A 17,296-nucleotide genomic window follows, 5' to 3' on the forward strand; every position below is an offset into this window, starting at 1 on the left:
GCTAACTTGCCATCGGGGCGCGATCCGACCTAAGCCTGGGCGTGGGGGAGATGCATGGAGGATCCACGATGAAGGCCGCCGTTTCACTCGCCCTGCTGGCCCTGGCCGCCCTGCCCGGCTGCGCCTCGACGCCGCCCGCCGCCGGCCCCGCCGTCGTCACCGGGACCGTGGTCTGGCGCGAGCGCATCATGCTGCCGCCGAACACGAAGACGATCGTGCGCCTGCAGGACGTCAGCCTGGCCGACGCGCCGGCCAAGGTGCTGGCCGAGGACGTGATCGACGCCACGCGCGCCCCGCCCGTGGCGTTCAAGCTGGCCTATGATCCGGCCCAGATCGTTCCGAACCACCGCTACTCGGTGTCGGCCCGTGTGGAGGTGGACGGCCAGCTGCGCTTCATCAACGACACCCACATCGCGGTGATCAACGACGGCCCGACCAAGGACGTCGAGGTGCTGGTCAAGGGCGTGGGACGGTAGTCACCCCTACTCCCGTCATTCCCGCCCTTGTGGCGGGAACCTCTCTGTCGGCCGCAAGTGCGAATGGGGCGGCGTGCCAGGCACGCCGCTTGCGCCGCCCCTGCGAGCGGAACCAGGGGTTCCCGCCACAAGGGCGGGAATGACGGTAGGGAGGGAAAGGCTGAGCGAGCGACCTTCGCAGGCCGCCCCACGCCTCAGCTCTTCAGCCGGTACCCGCTGCGGAACAGGGCCCAGCACCACAGGAACAGGCCCGTGGCCAGCACGGCCGTGACCACGACGCCGATGGCGATGCTGCCGTCGGCGTGGCCGATGAAGCCGTAGCGGAAGCCGTCGATCAGGTAGAAAAACGGGTTGAAGTGGCTGGCCGTGCGGAACGGCTCGGGCAGTTTGTCGACCAGGTAGAAGGTGCCCGACAGGAAAGTCATCGGCATGATGGCGAAGTTGGTCACCGCCGCCAGCTGGTCGAACTTCTCCGACCACAGGCCCGCCAGCACGCCGGCCAGGCCCAGGATGATCGCAGCGCCGACCGCGAAGTAGATGATCGCCCAAAGGTGCGAGACCTGTAGCCCCGCGCCCGGCAGCACGCCGATCACGGCCGCCGTCACCGCGCCGACCACGACGCCGCGCGTCGCAGCCCCCAGGCCGAAGGCGGCCACCTGCTCCAGCGGGGTCAGGGGCGGCGTCAGGAAGTCGGACGTCAGGCCCATCATCTTGGCCTGGATCAGCGACGACGACGAATTGGCGAAGGCGTTGTTGAGCACGGCCATCATGATCAGGCCCGGGGCCACGAAATGGCCGAAGGTCACCCCCTCGACCGCGGGACGGTCAGACCCGACCGCGACCACGAACACCAGCATGTAAAGCAGCGTGGTGACCACCGGGGCGGCCACGGTCTGCATGCCCACCTTCCAGAAGCGGCGGATCTCGCGCTGATAGAGGGTGAGGAACCCGCTCCAGTTCCAGCCGTGATAGTCGCGCGGCTGCGGCGGAACGACGCTGTCTGCCATGTCTCTCATTGGCCCGATCCTGGAAATTCCTTCGCCATGTGCGCCCGGCGAGGGTCGGACGCAAGCGTCCCGCTCCGAGAATCAATATATAGTTTCTGTGGACAGACTACCTGGCGCCTATTGTGCGTCTTAACGCATTCTTTACACTATCTGGTAGGTCAGCCGCCGGCGGGGCGGTCTGTACACCAGATGTAGGGCGATGGCGAGGTGGGGTTTCTCGTCATGGCCCGATTTTAGGCGGAGATGGGCCATGAGCTGGACTGACGAGCGGGTCACCACCCTGAAGAAGCTTTGGCTGGACGGCCTGTCGGCCAGCCAGATCGCCAAACAACTGGGCGGGGTCACCCGCAACGCCGTGATCGGCAAGGTCCATCGCCTGGGCCTGTCGGGTCGCGCCGCGCCGTCGCAACCGGCTCGCCCGGCCTTCAAGGCCCCGCGTCCGGCCCGTCCGGCCGCCGCCTCGACGATCCCGGCCGCGCCGCGCCGCGTGGTCGCCGCCGAGCCGGTCGCCCCGGCCCCGGTCCAGGTCTCGGCCCACCAGCAGCCGTCGGTTCCGGTGCTGCGCAACGAAGCCCCGGGCTCGGCCACCGTGCTGACCCTGGGCGCCCACATGTGCAAGTGGCCGATCGGCGACCCGTCGTCGGACAGCTTCACCTTCTGCGGCCGCCGCTCGTCGGAAGGCCCCTACTGCGTCGAGCACGCCCGGGTGGCCTACCAGCCGCAGCAGTCGACCAAGAAAAAGGGCGGCGCCACCGAGCTGGCCCGTTCGCTGCGCCGCTACATCTAGCGCCAGCCGCCGATAAGAAGAGAGGCGTCGAAAAGGCGCTCTCGCCATGCAGCCCTCCCCGTTCCGCGGGGAGGGCTTTATGTTGTCTCCGATGACCGACCTCGCCCCCGATTCCAACGCGCCCGCCTATTCCGTCTCGGAACTGGCCTTCGCGCTGAAGCGCACGCTGGAAGACCGCTACGGCTTCGTGCGGCTGCGCGGCGAGCTGAGCAAGGTCACGCACCACTCCAACGGCCACGTCTACCTGACCATCAAGGACGACAAGGCCGCCATCGACGGCGTCGTCTGGAAGGGCAATGTACGCGGCCTGGGCGTGCGCCCCGAGCACGGGCTCGAGGTCATCGTCACCGGCAAGATCACCACCTATCCGGCCGGCTCGCGCTACCAGATCGTCATCGACAGCATGGAGGCCGCCGGCGTCGGCGCGCTGCTCGCGCAGCTTGAACGCCTGAAGGCGAAGCTGGCCGGCGAGGGCCTGTTCGCGCCCGAGCGCAAGCGGCCCCTGCCCTCGATGCCGGCCGTGGTCGGCGTCATCACCAGCCCCACGGGCGCGGTGATCCGCGACATCCTGCACCGCATCCGCGACCGCTGGCCCTGCCGGGTCATCGTCTGGCCGGTGGTCGTGCAGGGCGACGCCGCCGCCGGCCAGGTGGCCGGAGCCATCCGGGGCTTCAACGCCCTGGCGCCCGGCGGCCCGGTCCCACGCCCCGACATCCTGATCGTCGCCCGCGGCGGCGGCTCGGTGGAGGATCTCTGGGCCTTCAACGACGAGGCCCTGGCCCGCACGGTGGCGGAAGGGACGATCCCGCTGATCTCGGCCGTCGGCCACGAGACCGACACGACGCTGATCGATTTCGTCTCCGACCGCCGGGCCCCCACCCCAACGGCCGCGGCCGAGATGGCCACGCCGGTGCTGGCCGAACTGCGGGGCCTGGTTTCCGACTACGACCGCCGCCTGTCGCGCTGCGCCGGCCGGGTGGTCGAGGAGCGCCGCACGCGCCTGCAGGCGGCCGCCCGGGGCCTGCCACGCCCCAACGACCTGCTGGCGCTGGCCCAGCAGCGGTTCGACATCGCCGCCGGCCGCCTGGACGCGGCGCTGGAGCGCAACACCTCGGTCCACGCCCAGGACCTCCTGAAGATCACCGCCCGCCTGTCGCCCGAGGCCCTGGCCCGCCAGCGCCAGGCCAAGGGCGAGCGCCTTTCCGACCTGTCGCGTCGCCTGGACCTGGCCGCCCGCCGCGCGCCCGAGCGCGCCGCCCAGCACGCCCGCCTGCCGGCCCTTTGGGATCGCCTGAACGCCGTGGCCCGTCGCCGCCTGGACCGCGAGGCCGACCGCCTGGCGGGCCTGGACAAGCTGCGCCAGTCGCTGAACCCCGAGCGTCCGCTGGAGCTGGGCTTTGCCTTGGTGCGCAAGATGGACGGGACGCTGGCCCGCTCGGCCGCCGACCTGGCCGCCGGCGAGCGCGTGAACCTGAAGTTCAAGGTCGGCGAGCGCGACGCGGTGATCGACGGCGAAGGCGCCACGCCGCCGCCTCCCCCGCCCGCGCCGGTCGCTGCGGCCGCGCCCAAGCCCGCACCTCGCCCGAAACCCGCGCCGCCTTCGTCGTCGCAGGGCGACCTGTTCTAGACCCCGAGATTGGCGTAGAAGAGACCCATGAACGCTTACGATCGCGACCTCGGAAAATCCGGCCTGGCCGTCCTGCACTATGGCGACGGCGACTTCGCCGTGCTCCAGCCCGGCCAGTACGTGGTCTGCGCCGTCACCGGCGCGAAGATCCCGCTGGAGGCCCTGCGCTACTGGAGCCCCGAGTTGCAGGAAGCCTACGCCACGCCGAAGGAAGCGCTGAAGCGCTGGCAGGAGACCAAGGCCTGAATCCCTGGCCTCCGAATAGACGGGCGCTTCTCGCCGCCTTCGTCGGCGGCGTCGCTCCCCTTGCCTTCCCCGCCGCCGCCGCGGCGCCGGGACTGGTCCTGAACGGTCGCCTGGAACAGGGCGGCTATGCCCTCGGCCGCACCGCGCCCCGCGCCGAGGTGCTGGTCGACGGCCTGCCCCTCACCCAGGCCTCGGCCGACGGCTGGTTCATCGTCGGCTTCGACCGCGACGCCCCGCCGACCGCCGAGATCACCGTCCAGACCCCAGACGGCTCGGCCAGCCACCGCGTGGCGATCGCGCCGGGAACCTTCGACATCCAGCGCATCGACGGCCTGCCGCCGTCGCAGGTCTCGCCGGAAGACCCGGTCCTGCTGGCCCGCATCGCCGCCGAGGGCGCGCGCAAGGCCGCCGGCTTCGCCAGCCGCGTCGACGGCGACTTCTTCCGCGCGGGCTTCATCTGGCCGGTGAAGGCCACGCGGCGCTCGTCGCGCTTCGGCGGCCAGCGGATCCTCAACGGCGAGCCCAAGCGCCCGCACTACGGCGTCGACCTGGCCGCGCCGGCGGGAACCCCGGTGGTCGCCCCGGCGGCCGGGGTCGTCGCCTTCGCCGAGACCGGCCTGCACTTCGAGGGCGGCCTCGTCCTCATCGACCACGGCCAGGGCCTGATCAGCGCCTACCTGCACCTTTCGCGGGTCGACGTGGCCGCCGGCCAGCGGCTGGCCCAGGGCCAGGTCATCGGCGCGGTCGGCAAGGAGGGCCGCGCCACGGGCCCGCATCTGTGCTGGCGCCTCAAGTGGCGCGACCGCAATCTCGACCCCAGCCTGTGGGTCGTTGACGCAGGAATGCGACAGTGACGCGATCAAACTTGACCATTTCGGGACACCGCCTATCGACAGGTCCGCTCGGTTATGGTTATCCCCAGCCCCGCTTTTGAAACTCGCGTATGAGGCGTAATCCCGCATGTCCGCGGTGCTCGATAAGCTCCGTTTCCTCCTGGTGGACGATAACCACCACATGCGGGCGATCGTCAGCACGATCCTGAAAGGGGTCGGCGTGCGCCATGTGCACGAGGCGATCGATGGCGCCGAGGGCCTGCAGATCCTGAAGGATCGCCAGATCGACATCGCCATCGTCGACTTCAAGATGTCGCCGCTGGACGGGGTGCAGTTCACCCAGCTGGTGCGCAATTCGCCCGACAGCCCCGACCCGTTCCTGCCGATCATCATGCTGACCGGCTTCGCCGAACGGCATCGGGTGTTCGAGGCGCGCGACGCCGGCGTCACCGAGATCGTCGTCAAGCCGGTCACGGCCCGTTCGCTGCTCGACCGCATCGACATGGTGATCTTCAAGCCGCGGCCGTTCATCCGCAGCGGCGACTATTTCGGCCCCTGCCGCCGCCGTCGCCAGGACCCGCACTACGGCGGCCCGTTCCGTCGGGGAACGGACAAGGGCGCGATCGAGCTTTAGGGGAAGCCCTGCCCGTTCATTCCTCCCGTCATTCCCGCCCTTGTGGCGGGAACCTCTGGTTCCGCTCGCACGTGAGGCGCAAGCGGGCTGCTCCGCAGTCCGCCCCCCACTGCCCTTGCGGCTGACAGAGGGGTTCCCGCCACAAGGGCGGGAATGACGGGAATGAAGGAGACTCAGTTCGTGGGGATCTCGCCCGCCAGCAGCGCCGCATAGACCTCGTTGGGCCAGCGGCGGTGGACCCAGAACCACTCTTCCGGACGCTCGCGGATGCGGTCTTCCATGAAGGCGTTGATCATCCGTACGCCGGCCTCGATGTCGGCCGTGCGATCGCCGGTGCTGGGCGGGATGATCGGGTCGTGGACCACGGCGCGGAAATGCGCGCCCTTGGTGCGCTGTACCGACATCGGTTGCAGCACCGTGCCGAAACGGATGGCCAGGCGCGTGGGCCCAGGCGCGGTGCGCGAGTCGTGGCCGAAGAACGGGGCGGCCACGCCGCCGTTGAACTTCTGGTCGTTCATCAGCGCCACCGACTCGCCGCGCTTCATGGCGTCCAGCAGTTCGCGCGCGCCGTCCCCGCCCTTGGGCGCGAACAGGCGCACGCCGTAGCGGAACCGGCTCTTCTTGATGCGCTCGTCGATGTAGGGGTTGTTGGCCGCGCGATAGGTCATCTGGCAGGTGACGCCGGAATCGACGATCGCCGCCGGCATCACCTCCCAGTTCGACAGGTGGCCCGAAACGAACACCACCGGCTCGCTGTCGCGGGCGATCTGGGCCAGGCGCTCGGCGCCCACCACCTCGACCCGGCCGGTCGAGGGCAGGAGCTTGTCCATCAGCGGGAACTCGCCGAACGTGCGGCCCAGGCCGTCCCACTGCCGGCGCAGCATGTCAGCGCGCCAGGCGGCGTCCTTTTCCGGGAACGCCAGGCGCAGGTTGCGGTCGGCCACCTTGTGGGCGCCGCTCAGCGGCCCGAACGTGCGCCCGAACCAGCCGCCCAGGGCCGAGGCGGCGTCCACGCCCAGCAGCCGGAACAGACCCATGAACAGGTCGTAGCCGAACGCCTCGAGGCGCCAGAAGAAGTCTTGGGTGGGGGAAATACGAGCGTCGGACATCGGCCCTTACTAGCTCGACTTGGCCGGCGGCGGAACTGTGGCGTCGGAGACCCTCGCCGCCTCAAAGGCGATCCAGCTTCGCTTGGCGCGCGACTTGCGGCTGTCAGGGCAGACCGTTCCGTTTCGGGACGGGGGAAAGCCATCGGGGGTCAAGGGTCCACATCATGGGCAACGACATCGACACTCACCTGGGCAAGCGCCTTCGCCGCCGTCGCCGGCTGCTCGGCCTGACCCAGCAGCAACTGGCCGGCGCCGTCGGCGTGCGCTTCCAGCAGATCCAGAAGTACGAATGCGGCGCCAACCGCATCTCGGCCGCCCGCCTGTGGCAGCTGTCCGAGGCGCTGGAGGTTCCGGTCGGCTACTTCTACGACGGCCTGTCGGCGGTCGCCCGCGACACCGCGCCGACGGCCAGCAACGACTCCGAGGGCGGCGAGATGTTCGCCCGCAAGGAGACGATCGACCTGATCCGGGCCTACTACCTGCTGGGCGAGCGTCCGCGCCGCCGGCTGCTGGACCTGGCCAAGTCGCTGAACGGCGTCGAGCAGCTCGAGGCCTGAGCCGCTTTCGTGGAGTAGCGTCCTGGGCCAAGGCGGGCTAAAGCCTGCCCCCATGACGCTCTCCGCCGATCGCCTCGCCGCCCTCGACGCCTTCATCGTCGAGCTCAACGCCGCCTCCGCGGGCGCCATCCTGCCGCTGTTCCGGTCCGACCACGGGCTGGAGGACAAGGCCGCCGGCAAGAACCTGCCGCGTGACACCCACGCGGCGTTCGACCCCGTCACCGAGGCCGACCGCGGCGCCGAGGCGGCCATCCGCAAGCTGATCGCCGAGCGCTTTCCCGAGCACGGCGTGATCGGCGAGGAATACGGCGAGGACCGCCCGGACGCCGAGTTCGTCTGGGTGCTGGATCCCGTCGACGGCACGCGCGCCTTCATTTCCGGCCTGCCGCTGTGGACCACCCTGATCGGCCTGCGCCACCAGGGGCGTCCCGTTCTGGGCTCCATCGGTCAGCCCTATCTGGACGAGCTGTATGTCGGCTCGGCCGCCGGCGGCTCGCGCCTGATCGCCCGCGGGGCTGAGAAGGCCCTGCGCGTGCGCCCCTGCGCCGTGCTGACCGACGCCATCATCGCCACCACCGATCCCGAAGCCTGCTTCGACGGCGCCGAACTGGGCGCCTGGCGCCAGGTGCGCGCGGCCGCCAAGCTGGCCCGCCTGGGCTGCGACGCCTACGCCTACGCCATGGTCGCGGCCGGCACGATGGACATGGTCATCGAGGCGGGCCTGAAGAGCTGGGACGTCGAGGCCGCCATCCCCCTGATCGAAGGCGCCGGCGGCGTCGTCACCGACTGGCGCGGCGCGCCGATCGGCCAGCACGGCGGCCAGATGGCCATCGCCGGCGACCAGCGCGTGCTGGACGAGGCGCTGGTCGCCCTGAAGCGGTCGGCGAAATAAGACTTAAAGATCCTCCCCCTCTGGGGGGAGGTGGCCCGAAGGGCCGGAGGGGGGACGTTTTCAGCTGCCGCTGACGTCCCTCGCCTCGCACATACCTCCCCCCTCCGTCGGCTTCGCCGACACCTCCCCCAGAGGGGGAGGATCTGGGGAGCTAGAGACCTGCCACCGTTTCGTCGAACGCCGCCCAGAACCGCGCGCGGCGGTCATCGGTCTCGATCAGGATCTCGTGGAAGGCGTCCTCGATCTCGATGTAGCGGCCCTTGGGGATGCGGGCGGCGATGGCCTTCTGTGCCGAGGTCAGGACGCGGGTGTCGACCCCCGCCCCGACGATGGTCACCGGGATGGTGATCGCCTCGACGCCCCTGCTGCGGACCAGCCACTCGCAGGCGGAAAAGGCGAAATCGGTCCAGCCCCAGGTGATGCCGCCCAGCGCGATGTCGGGGCAGGCGCGGATCTGGGCCTGGTGTCGGGCGTAGCGGGCCGCGTCGTGGGTCAGGGCGTCCTGCGGGAAGACGTGCTTGAACGGGTCGCCGACGTCGCCCAGCACGTAGCCGCCGCGCAGGGGCGTGCGCGCGGCCAGCCAGGCCAGGGCGCGGGCCATGCCGGAAAGCTTGCCGCCGGTGTTCAGCCCCAGCATCGGCGCCGACAGCACGCAGGCCGAGAAGCGGGTCTCGCCGTGGGCCAGGACGAGGCTGGTCAGGCAGCCGCCCATCGAGTGCCCCAAGGCGATCCAGGGCCTGGGCAGGCGCGTATCGAAGGCCGCCAGCAGGGCCTGGTAGTCGCCGACGAAGTCGTGGAAGCCGGCCGCGTGGCCCTTCAGGCGATCGGGCAGCACGCGGTGCGAGAGCCCCTGCCCCCGCCAGTCGTGCACCAGGACGACGAAGCCCCGCGCCAGCAGGTCGTCGACGACCTCGTAGTACTTCTCGATCGGCTCGCTTCGGCCGGGGCTGACCACCACCGAACCACGCGGATCGCCCTTAGGCGAAAACAGAGCGGCGCGGAGGGTCGCCCCATCCGCGCCGGAAAACCATTCGGCCTGGCCGTGGTCGGGAACCGGCGCCTCGGGAATCGAGACCAGCGGCGCAGGTTCCCCCATGGCTTAGCGGAGCTTCGAGAACAGCGCCGCCATCTTGGACTGCAGCGCCATCGCCGCGCCCATGTCCGACAGCTTCAGCTTGCCGGTCATCACGGCCATGGTCGGGTCGAGCGAGCCGGCGCCGATGGCCAGGAAGTCTTCCTTCGACAGGGTCATGGTCAGGTCGGCCGGGCCGTCGTCGTTCGACACCGAACCGCCGTCGATGAGGATGACGCCTTCGCCCTTCAGGTCGAACTTCAGGCTCTTGCCCAGGCCGCTGTCGTCGCCCACGGCGGTTTTGATCTTGTCGGTGATTTCCTGCAACGTGGCCATAAACGCTGTCTCCCTCTTTTCTGCGCTTGAGCGTTCTGCGCGTGAAAACTTGGTGGGCACCCTGGCCGGAGCCGGGCCGCAAGTAAACACCGTTCAGACGCTCTCCACGCTATTTTTTGCTCTGGATGAAACCCACCCGCGCAGGGGTTCCGGACAACCGCACGCGGGTCGCGCCCTTGAAGTCGGCCAGGCGCAGGATCGGCGTCTTGCCCGACAGCGGCAGGGATTGCGACTTGCCGTCGGCCCCGACCACGACGCCGCCGGTCGCGCCGGGAAAGCCGAAGCCCGTCATCTTCGGCGCCAGCATGGCCATGGGCCCGGCGGCCTTGCCGATGACGCCGTTGGTCGAGTCGAGCACCGTCTTCAGCTCTGCGACCTCGTACTCGGCCGCCGGTTTCAGGACGGGTTCGATAATCAGGGTCGAGCCGAACTTGGCGTCGGCGGGCGCTTCGAACTCGATCTTGGCCCCACCTTGCAGCTGGGCGAGCGTCGGCAGGCGCTCGAAGCGACCGTCGGCGCCGATCGGCAGCGGGGTGCGCGCGCCGCTGGCCTCGACCAGGGTGGCCTTCAGGCCCGCCGCCGGCTTGCCGTCGCGCGACAGGGCGAAGGCGACGCGGGTGCGCGAGCGCTCCTGGGCGGGCACCTTCAGAAAGTTCTCCAGGTAGCTGAAGACCTTGTCGGCCGGAGCGGTCTTGGAGCCCTGGGCCAGAGCGGCCGAACCGGCGACCAAGGCCAGGGCCGCTGCGACCAGTGCGCGCCTTGCGATGCGGGCGCTCATTTCGGCTTCACGAACTTGAGGGTCATGCGGTCGCTCTCCCCTATGGCGTCGTACTTGGCGTGATCGAAATCGGGCTCGGCGGGCTCGCCGCGCGGCGCCGACAGGCGGGTCGGCGGCAGGGTCCAGACGCCGAACGGATGGTCCTTGGTGTCCTTCGGGTTGGCGTTGATCTCGCTGGATCCCGCCAGGACGAAGCCGGCCTCCTTGGCCAGCTGCTCGACATAGGCCTGCTGGACGTAGCCATCGGCGGCCAGCACGTCCTGCACGCGGCCCGGCTCGCCCCGATGCTCCTCGACGCCGAGGATGCCGCCCGGCTTCAGCGCCGCCAGCGCGTCCTTGAAGGCCTTCTCGGCGATGCCGCCGGCCATCCAGTTGTGCAGGTTGCGCAGGAACAGCACGCGGTCGGCCGTTCCAGCCGGCGCCACGGGGCCGCTGCCGCGGCCGAAGGTGGTGATGTCGACCTTGCCGTAGAGCTTCGGCTTGGCCTCCAGCTTGCGGCGGAAGGCGGCGACGATCTCGGCGGCGGCGGGGTCGGCCGGATCGGCCTCGAGCACCGCCTCGTAGAGCTTGCCGCCGGTCGCGGCCAGGAACGGCGCCAGGATGTCGGTGTACCAGCCCGCGCCGGGCCAGAATTCGACCACCGTCTGCCCGGGCCTGATCTCCCAGAACTCCAGGCTCTGGATGGGATGGCGCCAGGCGTCGCGGGCCTTGTCGGCGCCGTTGCGCCAGTCGCCGTCGACCGCGCCGGCCAGGGTGGAAGCTCCCCCCTTGGCGGCGGCCGCGGCGGGCTTGGGCGCCTCGGCCTGGGCCGGTTCGTCCTTCTTGCGGCCGCAGCCGACGAGGCCCGCCGCGCCGGCGGCGACGAGCAGGCCGCGACGCGACCAGGAAGAGACTGGGTCCATCGATCCCCCGTTACGCATGGATCCCAGCCCTAGACCGCGACCTTGGCAAAAAGACGCCCGCGGAGCGCAGGCTCCCGGGCCAGGAGGCGTCGCCTCACGCCGGCTTCTTGAAGCGCAGGGTCATGCGGTCGCTCTCGCCGATGGCGTCGTACTTGGCGCGGTCGAAGTTCGGATCGGCCGGCTGGCCGCCCGGCGCCGACTGGCGGGTGGGCGGCAGGGTCCAGACGCCGAAGGGATGGTCCTTGGTGTCCTTGGGGTTGGCGTTGATCTCGGACTTGGCGTCGAGCTTGAAGCCCGCCTTCTGCGCCAGCGCCACGACGGTGGCGGTCGACAGGTAGCCGTTGGCCCCGGCGCTCTTCTCGTCGGCGGGATCGGCGCGATGCTCCTCGACGGCCAGCACGCCGCCCGGCTTCAGCACCGCGAAGAAGTCGGCGAACAGCTTGTCGGCGGTTCCCGGCTGGACCGTCCAGTTGTGGACGTTGCGGGCGGTCAGCACCACGTCGGCCGAGCCCGGCGCGCCCAGCGGCGCGGCGACCGGGCCGAAGTCGACGAACTTGACCTTGCCGTACTTGGCCTCGTCGGCGAAGCGGGCCTCGAAGGCCGCGCGGCCCTTGCGGGCGCCTTCCGACAGCTTGGGATTGGCCAGGTCGGCGACGCCGGCGACGTAGGTCCCCTTGGTGGCCTTGGCGTAGGGCGCGAGGATCTCGGTCCAGTAGCCGCCGCCGGGCGAGACCTCGATGACGGTCTGGCCGGGCTTGAGCCCCCAGAACGCCAGGCTCTCGTAGGGATGGCGGGCGCCGTCGCGGGCGACGCTGGCGGGCGTGCGGTCGGGCGAGGCGACGGCGGCCTTGAGGGCGGCGTCGGCGGCCAGGGCGCCGGTGGCGGGAACAAGAGCCGCTGTGGCGGCGAGGATCAGCAGGTGGCGGCGGGCGGGCATGGTCTGTCTCCGTCGTCGTCGAGGTGACGGACCTTAACCTTGGGTGGCGGCCGATCAAGCGATTCCGGCCCGCCCTGCCACACGCCCGCCCACCTTGCACGGGCCGCGATCGACGCCCGTCGAATTCAAAAACGCCGCACCCCTTGAAGTCGAAAAACCATCTCCCAACTATTCAACCGAAGGCGCTGGACAACCGGGCCTTCCGGATCACAGACGAGGCCGATCTCGGGTCGTCGAAGGTTCGAACACTGACTGCAACCTTGCTTGAAGAGAAGGTTCTACACTTATGCGTACTATCGACCTGTCGCCGCTGTACCGTTCGCTCGTCGGCTTCGACCGCCTGGCCGCGCAACTCGACGCCGCCGCCAAGACCGAAGCCGCCTCCGGCTATCCGCCCTACAACATCGAGCGCACCGACGAGAATTCCTACCGCATCGAGATCGCCGTCGCCGGCTTCAAGCCGGAAGAGCTGTCGATCGAGGCCAAGGAAGGCCTGCTGACCGTCTCGGGCCGCAAGGCGGCCAACGACGAGACCAAGCGCTACCTGCATCGCGGCCTGGCCGAGCGCAACTTCGACCGCCGCTTCCAGCTGGCGGACTACGTGGTGGTGACCGACGCGGCCCTGGCCGACGGCCTGCTGACCATCTCGCTCAAGCGCGAACTTCCGGAAGCCCTCAAGCCCCGCACCATCCCGATCAACGCTGGCGCCGACACCGCCGTGATCGAAGGCGAAAAGGCCGCCTAACCGCGACCGACCGTTTTCTCTCTGAATTCCCCTCCGACTTTCGGGCGGCGCGATCTCGCGCCGCCCTTTTTTACGTCTGCACCGGATCTGCACGACCAGCGGTCGGGCCGTGCACGCCCACGCCGCCGCCCCTGCAACGCGCCCGCCTAAGCACGAGGCTCCGATGCCAGGAGCCCGTCCATGCCAGCCCTCCGCCCGCCTTCCGCCGCGCCATTCTGGATGAAGCCGATCGCGGCCGCCGTCCTGGTGCTGGCGGCCGACCAATTGCTCTATCGGCACGCGGCCGGGCTGAACCTTGGACTGTTCTTCCTGCTGGCGACCTTGGCCGTGGCCCTGATCTCCCCCGCCTCGCGAAAGGCCTGGCCGGCCCTGCTGCTCGCGGCAGGCTTCGCCGCGCTGATGATCGAGGCGCCGGGGCGACTGTCCTTCCTGTTCTGCGTGCTGTCGCTCGGCGTCGCGGCGCTGGCCGCCCGCGCCGGCCGCCGCGACGATGCGTGGCGGTGGACCCAGCGCCTGGGCTTCTGGCTGGCCATGGCCCTTGTCGCCCCGATCCTCGACCTAGCGGCCCTGCGCAGACATCGCTCCGTGAGCAGCGACCTGCTGATCGGCCGCCTGCCCGTCCTGGCCCTGCCCGTCATCGGCGGCCTGGTGTTCCTGGCCTTGTTCACCACCGCCAATCCGGTGATCGCCCAGGCGCTGGGCCGCCTGCGCCTGCCGCTGCTTGATCCGGCGCGGCTGGTCTTCGCCGGACTGATCGGCGTCTGCGCCTGGACGCTGCTGCGGCCGCGCTTCCTCAGGAAGACCAACGGCCTGACCGTCGGCTCGGGCCCGCCGCCCGGCGTCAGCGTGGCTTCGGTCGGGCTGTCGCTGGTGGTGTTCAACGCCCTCTTCGCCCTGCAGAACGGCCTGGACATCGCCTTCCTGTGGTCGCGCGCGCCGCTGCCCGAGGGCGTGACCCTGGCGCAATACGCCCATCGCGGCGCCTATCCGCTGATCGCCACGGCCCTGCTGGCCGGCCTGTTCGTGCTGGTCGCCCTGGCGCCGGGCTCGGCGACGGCGCGGTCGACCTGGCTGAGGCGCCTCGTGGTGCTGTGGGTGGCGCAGAACCTGTTCCTGGTCGCCTCGTCGATCCTGCGCACCACCGACTACATCGAGGCCTACGGCCTGACCCGCCTGCGGATCGCCGCCCTGATCTGGATGGCGCTGGTGGGCGTGGGCCTGGCCCTGATCTGCTGGCGGATGCTGCGCGGCAGGAGCGGCGCATGGCTGGTCAACGCCAATGTCGCCGCCACCGCCGTGGTGCTGGCCGCGTGCGCCGTGGTCGACATCGGCGCGATCGCCGCCGACTGGAACGCCCGTCACGCCGAGGAAGTGGGCGGTCCCGCCACCGCGCTCGACGTCTGCTATCTGGAGCAGCTGGGCGACTCCTCGGTCGTGTCGCTGAGCCGCCTGCGCGCCCGCCCCCTGCCCCAGCCCCAGGCGGCCCGCGTGGCCTGGTCGCGCGCGCTGCTGCTGGAAGACCTCTCCAGGCGCCAGGCCGACTGGCGCAGCTGGACCTGGCGGGGCGAGCGGCGGCTTCGCGCCGCCCTGGCGCTAGGCCCCCGCGACGTCGTCGTCAGGGTTCTGGTCGGCCAGAAGGACTGCGACGGCTACCTGATGACCAATCCGGGCCGCATCGATCCATCGAGCCCGCCTCGGGCCGTTCCCCTGACCCCAACCGCACCGTTGACCTCCGACGTCGCACGCGGAACATCTGCGCCATGACTCAGCCGATCCTGATCGTCGACGACGAGCCGCACATCCGCGAGCTGCTGGCCTTCGCCCTGGGCAAGGCCGGCTACGCCACGGTCGAGGCCGCCGACGGCGAGGCGGCGCTGGAGGCGATCGCCGCGCACAAGCCGGCGCTGGTCGTGCTGGACATCAACATGCCGCGCCTGAACGGCCTGGACGTCTGCCGCCGCATCCGCGCCGAGGGCCAGCTGCCGGTGCTGCTGCTGTCGTCGCGCGACGACGAGATCGACCGCGTGCTGGGCATCGAGCTGGGCGCCGACGACTATGTGGTCAAGCCGTTCAGCCCGCGCGAGGTCACCGCGCGGGTCAGCGCGATCCTGCGCCGCGCCAGCGCCGCCGCCCCGGCCGAGGAGCCCAAGCTGGTCAGCCGCGGCCGCCTCAGCCTCGAGGCCGACGCCTGGCGGGCGGCCTGGGGCGGCGACGAGGCGGCGCTGACCGTCACCGAGTTCGGCATCCTGTGGACCCTGGCCAGCGCCCCGCGCCGGGTGTTCAGCCGCGACGCCATCATCGACCGCCTGCGCGGACCCGGCTTCGCCCTGACCGACCGCACCATCGACAGCCACGTGCGCAACCTGCGGGCCAAGTTCGCCAAGCTGGGCGGCGTCGACCTGATCGAAACCAGGCCCGGCGTCGGATATCGCCTGGGTCCGTGCCAGGGCACGAGCGAGAGCGCCGGGGCGTGATCGCCGCCTTCACGGCCTGGAAGGACGCGGTCAAGCGGCGCTGGCCGGCGCTGCGGCTGCGCAGCATCCTGCTGGCGGTGCTGCTGTTCGCCGCCAGCATGCCGGCGATCGGCGGCGTGTTCCTGCGCAGCTACGAGAACACCCTGGTGCGCCAGACCGAGGCCGAGCTGGCCGCCCAGGGCGCGGCCCTGGCCGCCACGGCCGCGGCGCTGTGGCCCGGCGCGCCGCCGCCCGCGCCCGCGCCGCGCCCCGATCCCGAAGATCCCGACTACTACCGCCCCGAGCGGCCGAGCATCGACCTGTCGGCCGCCCGGATCCTGCCCGAACGCCCGTCCCCGCCGCCCAGCGCGACGCCTCCGCAGGCTGACGCCTCCGTCGCCGGAGCCCGCCTGGACCACATCTTCGCCGACACCACCCGCAGCACCCTGGCCGCCATCGTCCTGACCGACGCGCAAGGGCGCGTGGTGCGGGGCCTGGGCGCGGGCGGCGACCTGTCGGCCCTGCCCGAGGTGCGCGAGGCCCTGGCGGGACGGCCCGAAACCGTGCTGCGCCGCAACGGCCAGTACCGCCAGCGCTCGGTCTGGGAGCTGTTCAGCCGGGCCTCGGCCGTGCGCCTGCACCACGCCCGTCCCGTCGAGGTCGACGGCAGGACGGTGGGCGTGCTCCTGCTGTCGCGCTCGCCGCGCGGCCTGTTCAAGGGGCTGCACGAGGATCGCGGCAAGCTGCTGCTGGGCGCCGGCGTCATCCTGATGGTGCTGTTCGGCCTGGCGGGCCTGGTCTCGCGCGGGGTGACCCGGCCGATCGAGCAGCTGAGCGCCGCCACCCGGGCCATGGCCACCGGCCGGGGCGAGCCGCCCGAAACGCCGCGCACGGCGGCCGTCGAGATCCAGGCGCTGTACGACGACTTCCGGGCCATGTCCGAGGCCATCGACAAGCGCTCGCGATACCTGCGCGACTTCGCCGCCGCGCTGAGCCACGAGTTCAAGACGCCGTTGGCCGGGGTGCGCGGGGCCATCGAGCTTCTGCAGGACCACTACCCGACCATGAGCCAGGCCGAGCGCGAACGCTTCCTGGCCAACATCGCCGCCGACAACGCCCGGCTGTCGGCCCTGGTGGGACGCCTGCTGGAGCTGGCCCGCGCCGACATGGCCACGCCCGAGGCCGGGGTCGCCGCCGCGCCCGCCGCCGCCGCCAAGACCGTCGCGGCGGCCCTGTCGACGCCCGCCTTCGCGGTCTCCAGCGACCTGCCCGCCGACCTGCCGCCCGTCGCCGCCCCGCTGGCGATGATCGAGACGGTCCTGACCGTGCTTGTCGAGAACAGCCGCCAGGCCGGCGCCGGCAAGGTGGCGATCAGCGGCCACGATCGCGGCGAGGCCGTCGTGCTGGTGGTCGCCGACGACGGGCCGGGCGTGCCGCAGGCCGACGCCGCCCGGCTGTTCGAGCCGTTCTTCACCACGCGCCGCGCCGAAGGCGGAACGGGCCTGGGGCTGTCGATCGCCCGCTCCCTGGCCCGCGCCCACGGCGGCGAGGTGGCCTATGTCGCCGACCCGGGCGGGGCGCGCTTCACCCTGTCGCTGCCGACGGCCTGATCATCTGCACGAAATCTCCACATGGGGTCCATCAGGGCGCCGCATGCCGTCCGTAGGGTGTCGATCACGCCTTCCCGGCCAGGAGATTTCCCATGCTGACCGCCGCCCCGCCCGCCTCAGACTGCCAGGTCGAACTCGACATCGCCGCCGGCCGCTACACCTGGAGCGTCACCCGTCCCGACGGCATGCAGCTGTCCGGCCAGGCCGAGGATCCGACCTTCGCCCGCAACCAGAGCCACCTGGCCGCCGTGATGCTGGACGCCTTCGCTTCCCTCAAAAGGCGGCGCTTCTAGCT

20 protein-coding genes are annotated in these 17,296 nt (G+C 70.9%); 13 read left to right on the forward strand and 7 right to left on the reverse strand.

Annotated elements, in window-relative coordinates; all coding sequences use genetic code 11:
• Positions 1-68: 68 nt before the first annotated feature.
• Positions 69-476 carry a YbaY family lipoprotein gene (locus V6S85_RS13250; protein WP_334349170.1) on the forward strand — a complete coding sequence of 136 codons (408 nt, stop codon included), beginning with the start codon at positions 69-71 and terminating at the stop codon, positions 474-476.
• A gap of 194 nt (positions 477-670) precedes the next feature.
• Here the strand turns inward: V6S85_RS13250 and V6S85_RS13255 are convergent, their stop codons facing one another.
• A complete protein-coding gene (locus tag V6S85_RS13255) occupies positions 671-1,492 on the reverse strand; it encodes an ABC transporter permease (RefSeq protein ID WP_101719657.1) in 822 nt (273 codons plus the stop codon).
• A gap of 241 nt (positions 1,493-1,733) precedes the next feature.
• Here V6S85_RS13255 and gcrA point away from each other — a divergent pair, with 241 nt between their 5' ends.
• The 5 genes from gcrA (at position 1,734) to V6S85_RS13280 (ending at position 5,610) form a co-directional block, all read left to right on the forward strand.
• On the forward strand, positions 1,734-2,270 hold the full coding sequence (gene gcrA, locus V6S85_RS13260) for a cell cycle sigma 70 cofactor GcrA (protein WP_116569712.1): 537 nt from the start codon (positions 1,734-1,736) through the stop codon (positions 2,268-2,270).
• Between the two features lie 91 nt (positions 2,271-2,361).
• Complete coding sequence (xseA, locus tag V6S85_RS13265) at positions 2,362-3,897, forward strand: exodeoxyribonuclease VII large subunit (RefSeq protein ID WP_334349214.1); 1,536 nt, start codon at positions 2,362-2,364, stop codon at positions 3,895-3,897.
• 27 nt (positions 3,898-3,924) lie between these two features.
• A complete protein-coding gene (locus tag V6S85_RS13270) occupies positions 3,925-4,143 on the forward strand; it encodes a DUF2093 domain-containing protein (protein WP_058347630.1) in 219 nt (72 codons plus the stop codon).
• A gap of 158 nt (positions 4,144-4,301) precedes the next feature.
• The gene (locus tag V6S85_RS13275; protein WP_442885662.1) at positions 4,302-4,997 is read left to right on the forward strand and encodes a M23 family metallopeptidase; all 696 of its coding nucleotides are present in this window, start codon (positions 4,302-4,304) and stop codon (positions 4,995-4,997) included.
• Positions 4,998-5,103: 106 nt separating this feature from the next.
• Entirely contained in the window at positions 5,104-5,610 is a 507-nt protein-coding gene (locus V6S85_RS13280) for a response regulator (RefSeq protein WP_101719653.1), read from the forward strand.
• A gap of 173 nt (positions 5,611-5,783) precedes the next feature.
• On the opposite strand, the gene V6S85_RS13285 is transcribed toward V6S85_RS13280, so the two are convergent.
• Positions 5,784-6,719, reverse strand: coding sequence for a lysophospholipid acyltransferase family protein (locus V6S85_RS13285; protein ID WP_334349171.1), 936 nt, complete (start codon positions 6,717-6,719; stop codon positions 5,784-5,786).
• Positions 6,720-6,883: 164 nt separating this feature from the next.
• Here V6S85_RS13285 and V6S85_RS13290 point away from each other — a divergent pair, with 164 nt between their 5' ends.
• Together V6S85_RS13290 and hisN are read left to right on the forward strand one after the other, a co-directional pair.
• A complete protein-coding gene (locus V6S85_RS13290) occupies positions 6,884-7,276 on the forward strand; it encodes a helix-turn-helix domain-containing protein (protein WP_101719651.1) in 393 nt (130 codons plus the stop codon).
• A 52-nt stretch (positions 7,277-7,328) separates the two neighbouring features.
• Positions 7,329-8,168, forward strand: coding sequence for a histidinol-phosphatase (gene hisN, locus V6S85_RS13295; protein ID WP_116569715.1), 840 nt, complete (start codon positions 7,329-7,331; stop codon positions 8,166-8,168).
• A gap of 151 nt (positions 8,169-8,319) precedes the next feature.
• Here hisN and V6S85_RS13300 read toward each other — a convergent pair whose 3' ends face one another.
• The 5 genes from V6S85_RS13300 to V6S85_RS13320 form a co-directional block, all read right to left on the reverse strand.
• Entirely contained in the window at positions 8,320-9,264 is a 945-nt protein-coding gene (locus tag V6S85_RS13300; protein WP_334349172.1) for an alpha/beta hydrolase, read from the reverse strand.
• Positions 9,265-9,267: 3 nt separating this feature from the next.
• Entirely contained in the window at positions 9,268-9,576 is a 309-nt protein-coding gene (locus V6S85_RS13305; protein WP_101715565.1) for an SCP2 sterol-binding domain-containing protein, read from the reverse strand.
• 109 nt (positions 9,577-9,685) lie between these two features.
• Positions 9,686-10,354, reverse strand: a complete 669-nt coding sequence (locus V6S85_RS13310) for a hypothetical protein (RefSeq protein WP_116569717.1) — start codon at positions 10,352-10,354, stop codon at positions 9,686-9,688.
• Positions 10,351-11,256: a class I SAM-dependent methyltransferase gene (locus V6S85_RS13315; RefSeq protein ID WP_116569718.1), complete on the reverse strand. Its 906-nt coding sequence runs from the start codon at positions 11,254-11,256 to the stop codon at positions 10,351-10,353. The genes V6S85_RS13310 and V6S85_RS13315 overlap by 4 nt, the downstream gene beginning before the upstream one ends.
• A 94-nt stretch (positions 11,257-11,350) precedes the next feature.
• Positions 11,351-12,193 (reverse strand): class I SAM-dependent methyltransferase, encoded by an 843-nt coding sequence (locus V6S85_RS13320; protein WP_334349173.1) that lies wholly within the window; start codon positions 12,191-12,193, stop codon positions 11,351-11,353.
• 286 nt (positions 12,194-12,479) lie between these two features.
• Between V6S85_RS13320 and V6S85_RS13325 the strand changes: the two genes are divergently transcribed.
• From V6S85_RS13325 to V6S85_RS13345, 5 genes are all read left to right on the forward strand, one after another.
• A complete protein-coding gene (locus V6S85_RS13325; protein ID WP_116488884.1) occupies positions 12,480-12,938 on the forward strand; it encodes an Hsp20 family protein in 459 nt (152 codons plus the stop codon).
• Between the two features lie 180 nt (positions 12,939-13,118).
• Entirely contained in the window at positions 13,119-14,702 is a 1,584-nt protein-coding gene (locus V6S85_RS13330) for a DUF4153 domain-containing protein (protein ID WP_334349174.1), read from the forward strand.
• On the forward strand, positions 14,699-15,412 hold the full coding sequence (locus V6S85_RS13335; protein WP_334349175.1) for a response regulator transcription factor: 714 nt from the start codon (positions 14,699-14,701) through the stop codon (positions 15,410-15,412). The genes V6S85_RS13330 and V6S85_RS13335 overlap by 4 nt, the downstream gene beginning before the upstream one ends.
• Positions 15,409-17,001, forward strand: a complete 1,593-nt coding sequence (locus V6S85_RS13340; RefSeq protein WP_334349176.1) for a sensor histidine kinase — start codon at positions 15,409-15,411, stop codon at positions 16,999-17,001. The genes V6S85_RS13335 and V6S85_RS13340 overlap by 4 nt, the downstream gene beginning before the upstream one ends.
• Before the next feature lie 92 nt (positions 17,002-17,093).
• Complete coding sequence (locus tag V6S85_RS13345) at positions 17,094-17,294, forward strand: hypothetical protein (RefSeq protein WP_116567660.1); 201 nt, start codon at positions 17,094-17,096, stop codon at positions 17,292-17,294.
• The last annotated feature ends 2 nt before the right edge of the window (positions 17,295-17,296 follow it).

The organism is Caulobacter sp. CCNWLW153, from assembly GCF_036889365.1.
GTDB classification, from domain to species: domain Bacteria; phylum Pseudomonadota; class Alphaproteobacteria; order Caulobacterales; family Caulobacteraceae; genus Caulobacter; species Caulobacter radicis.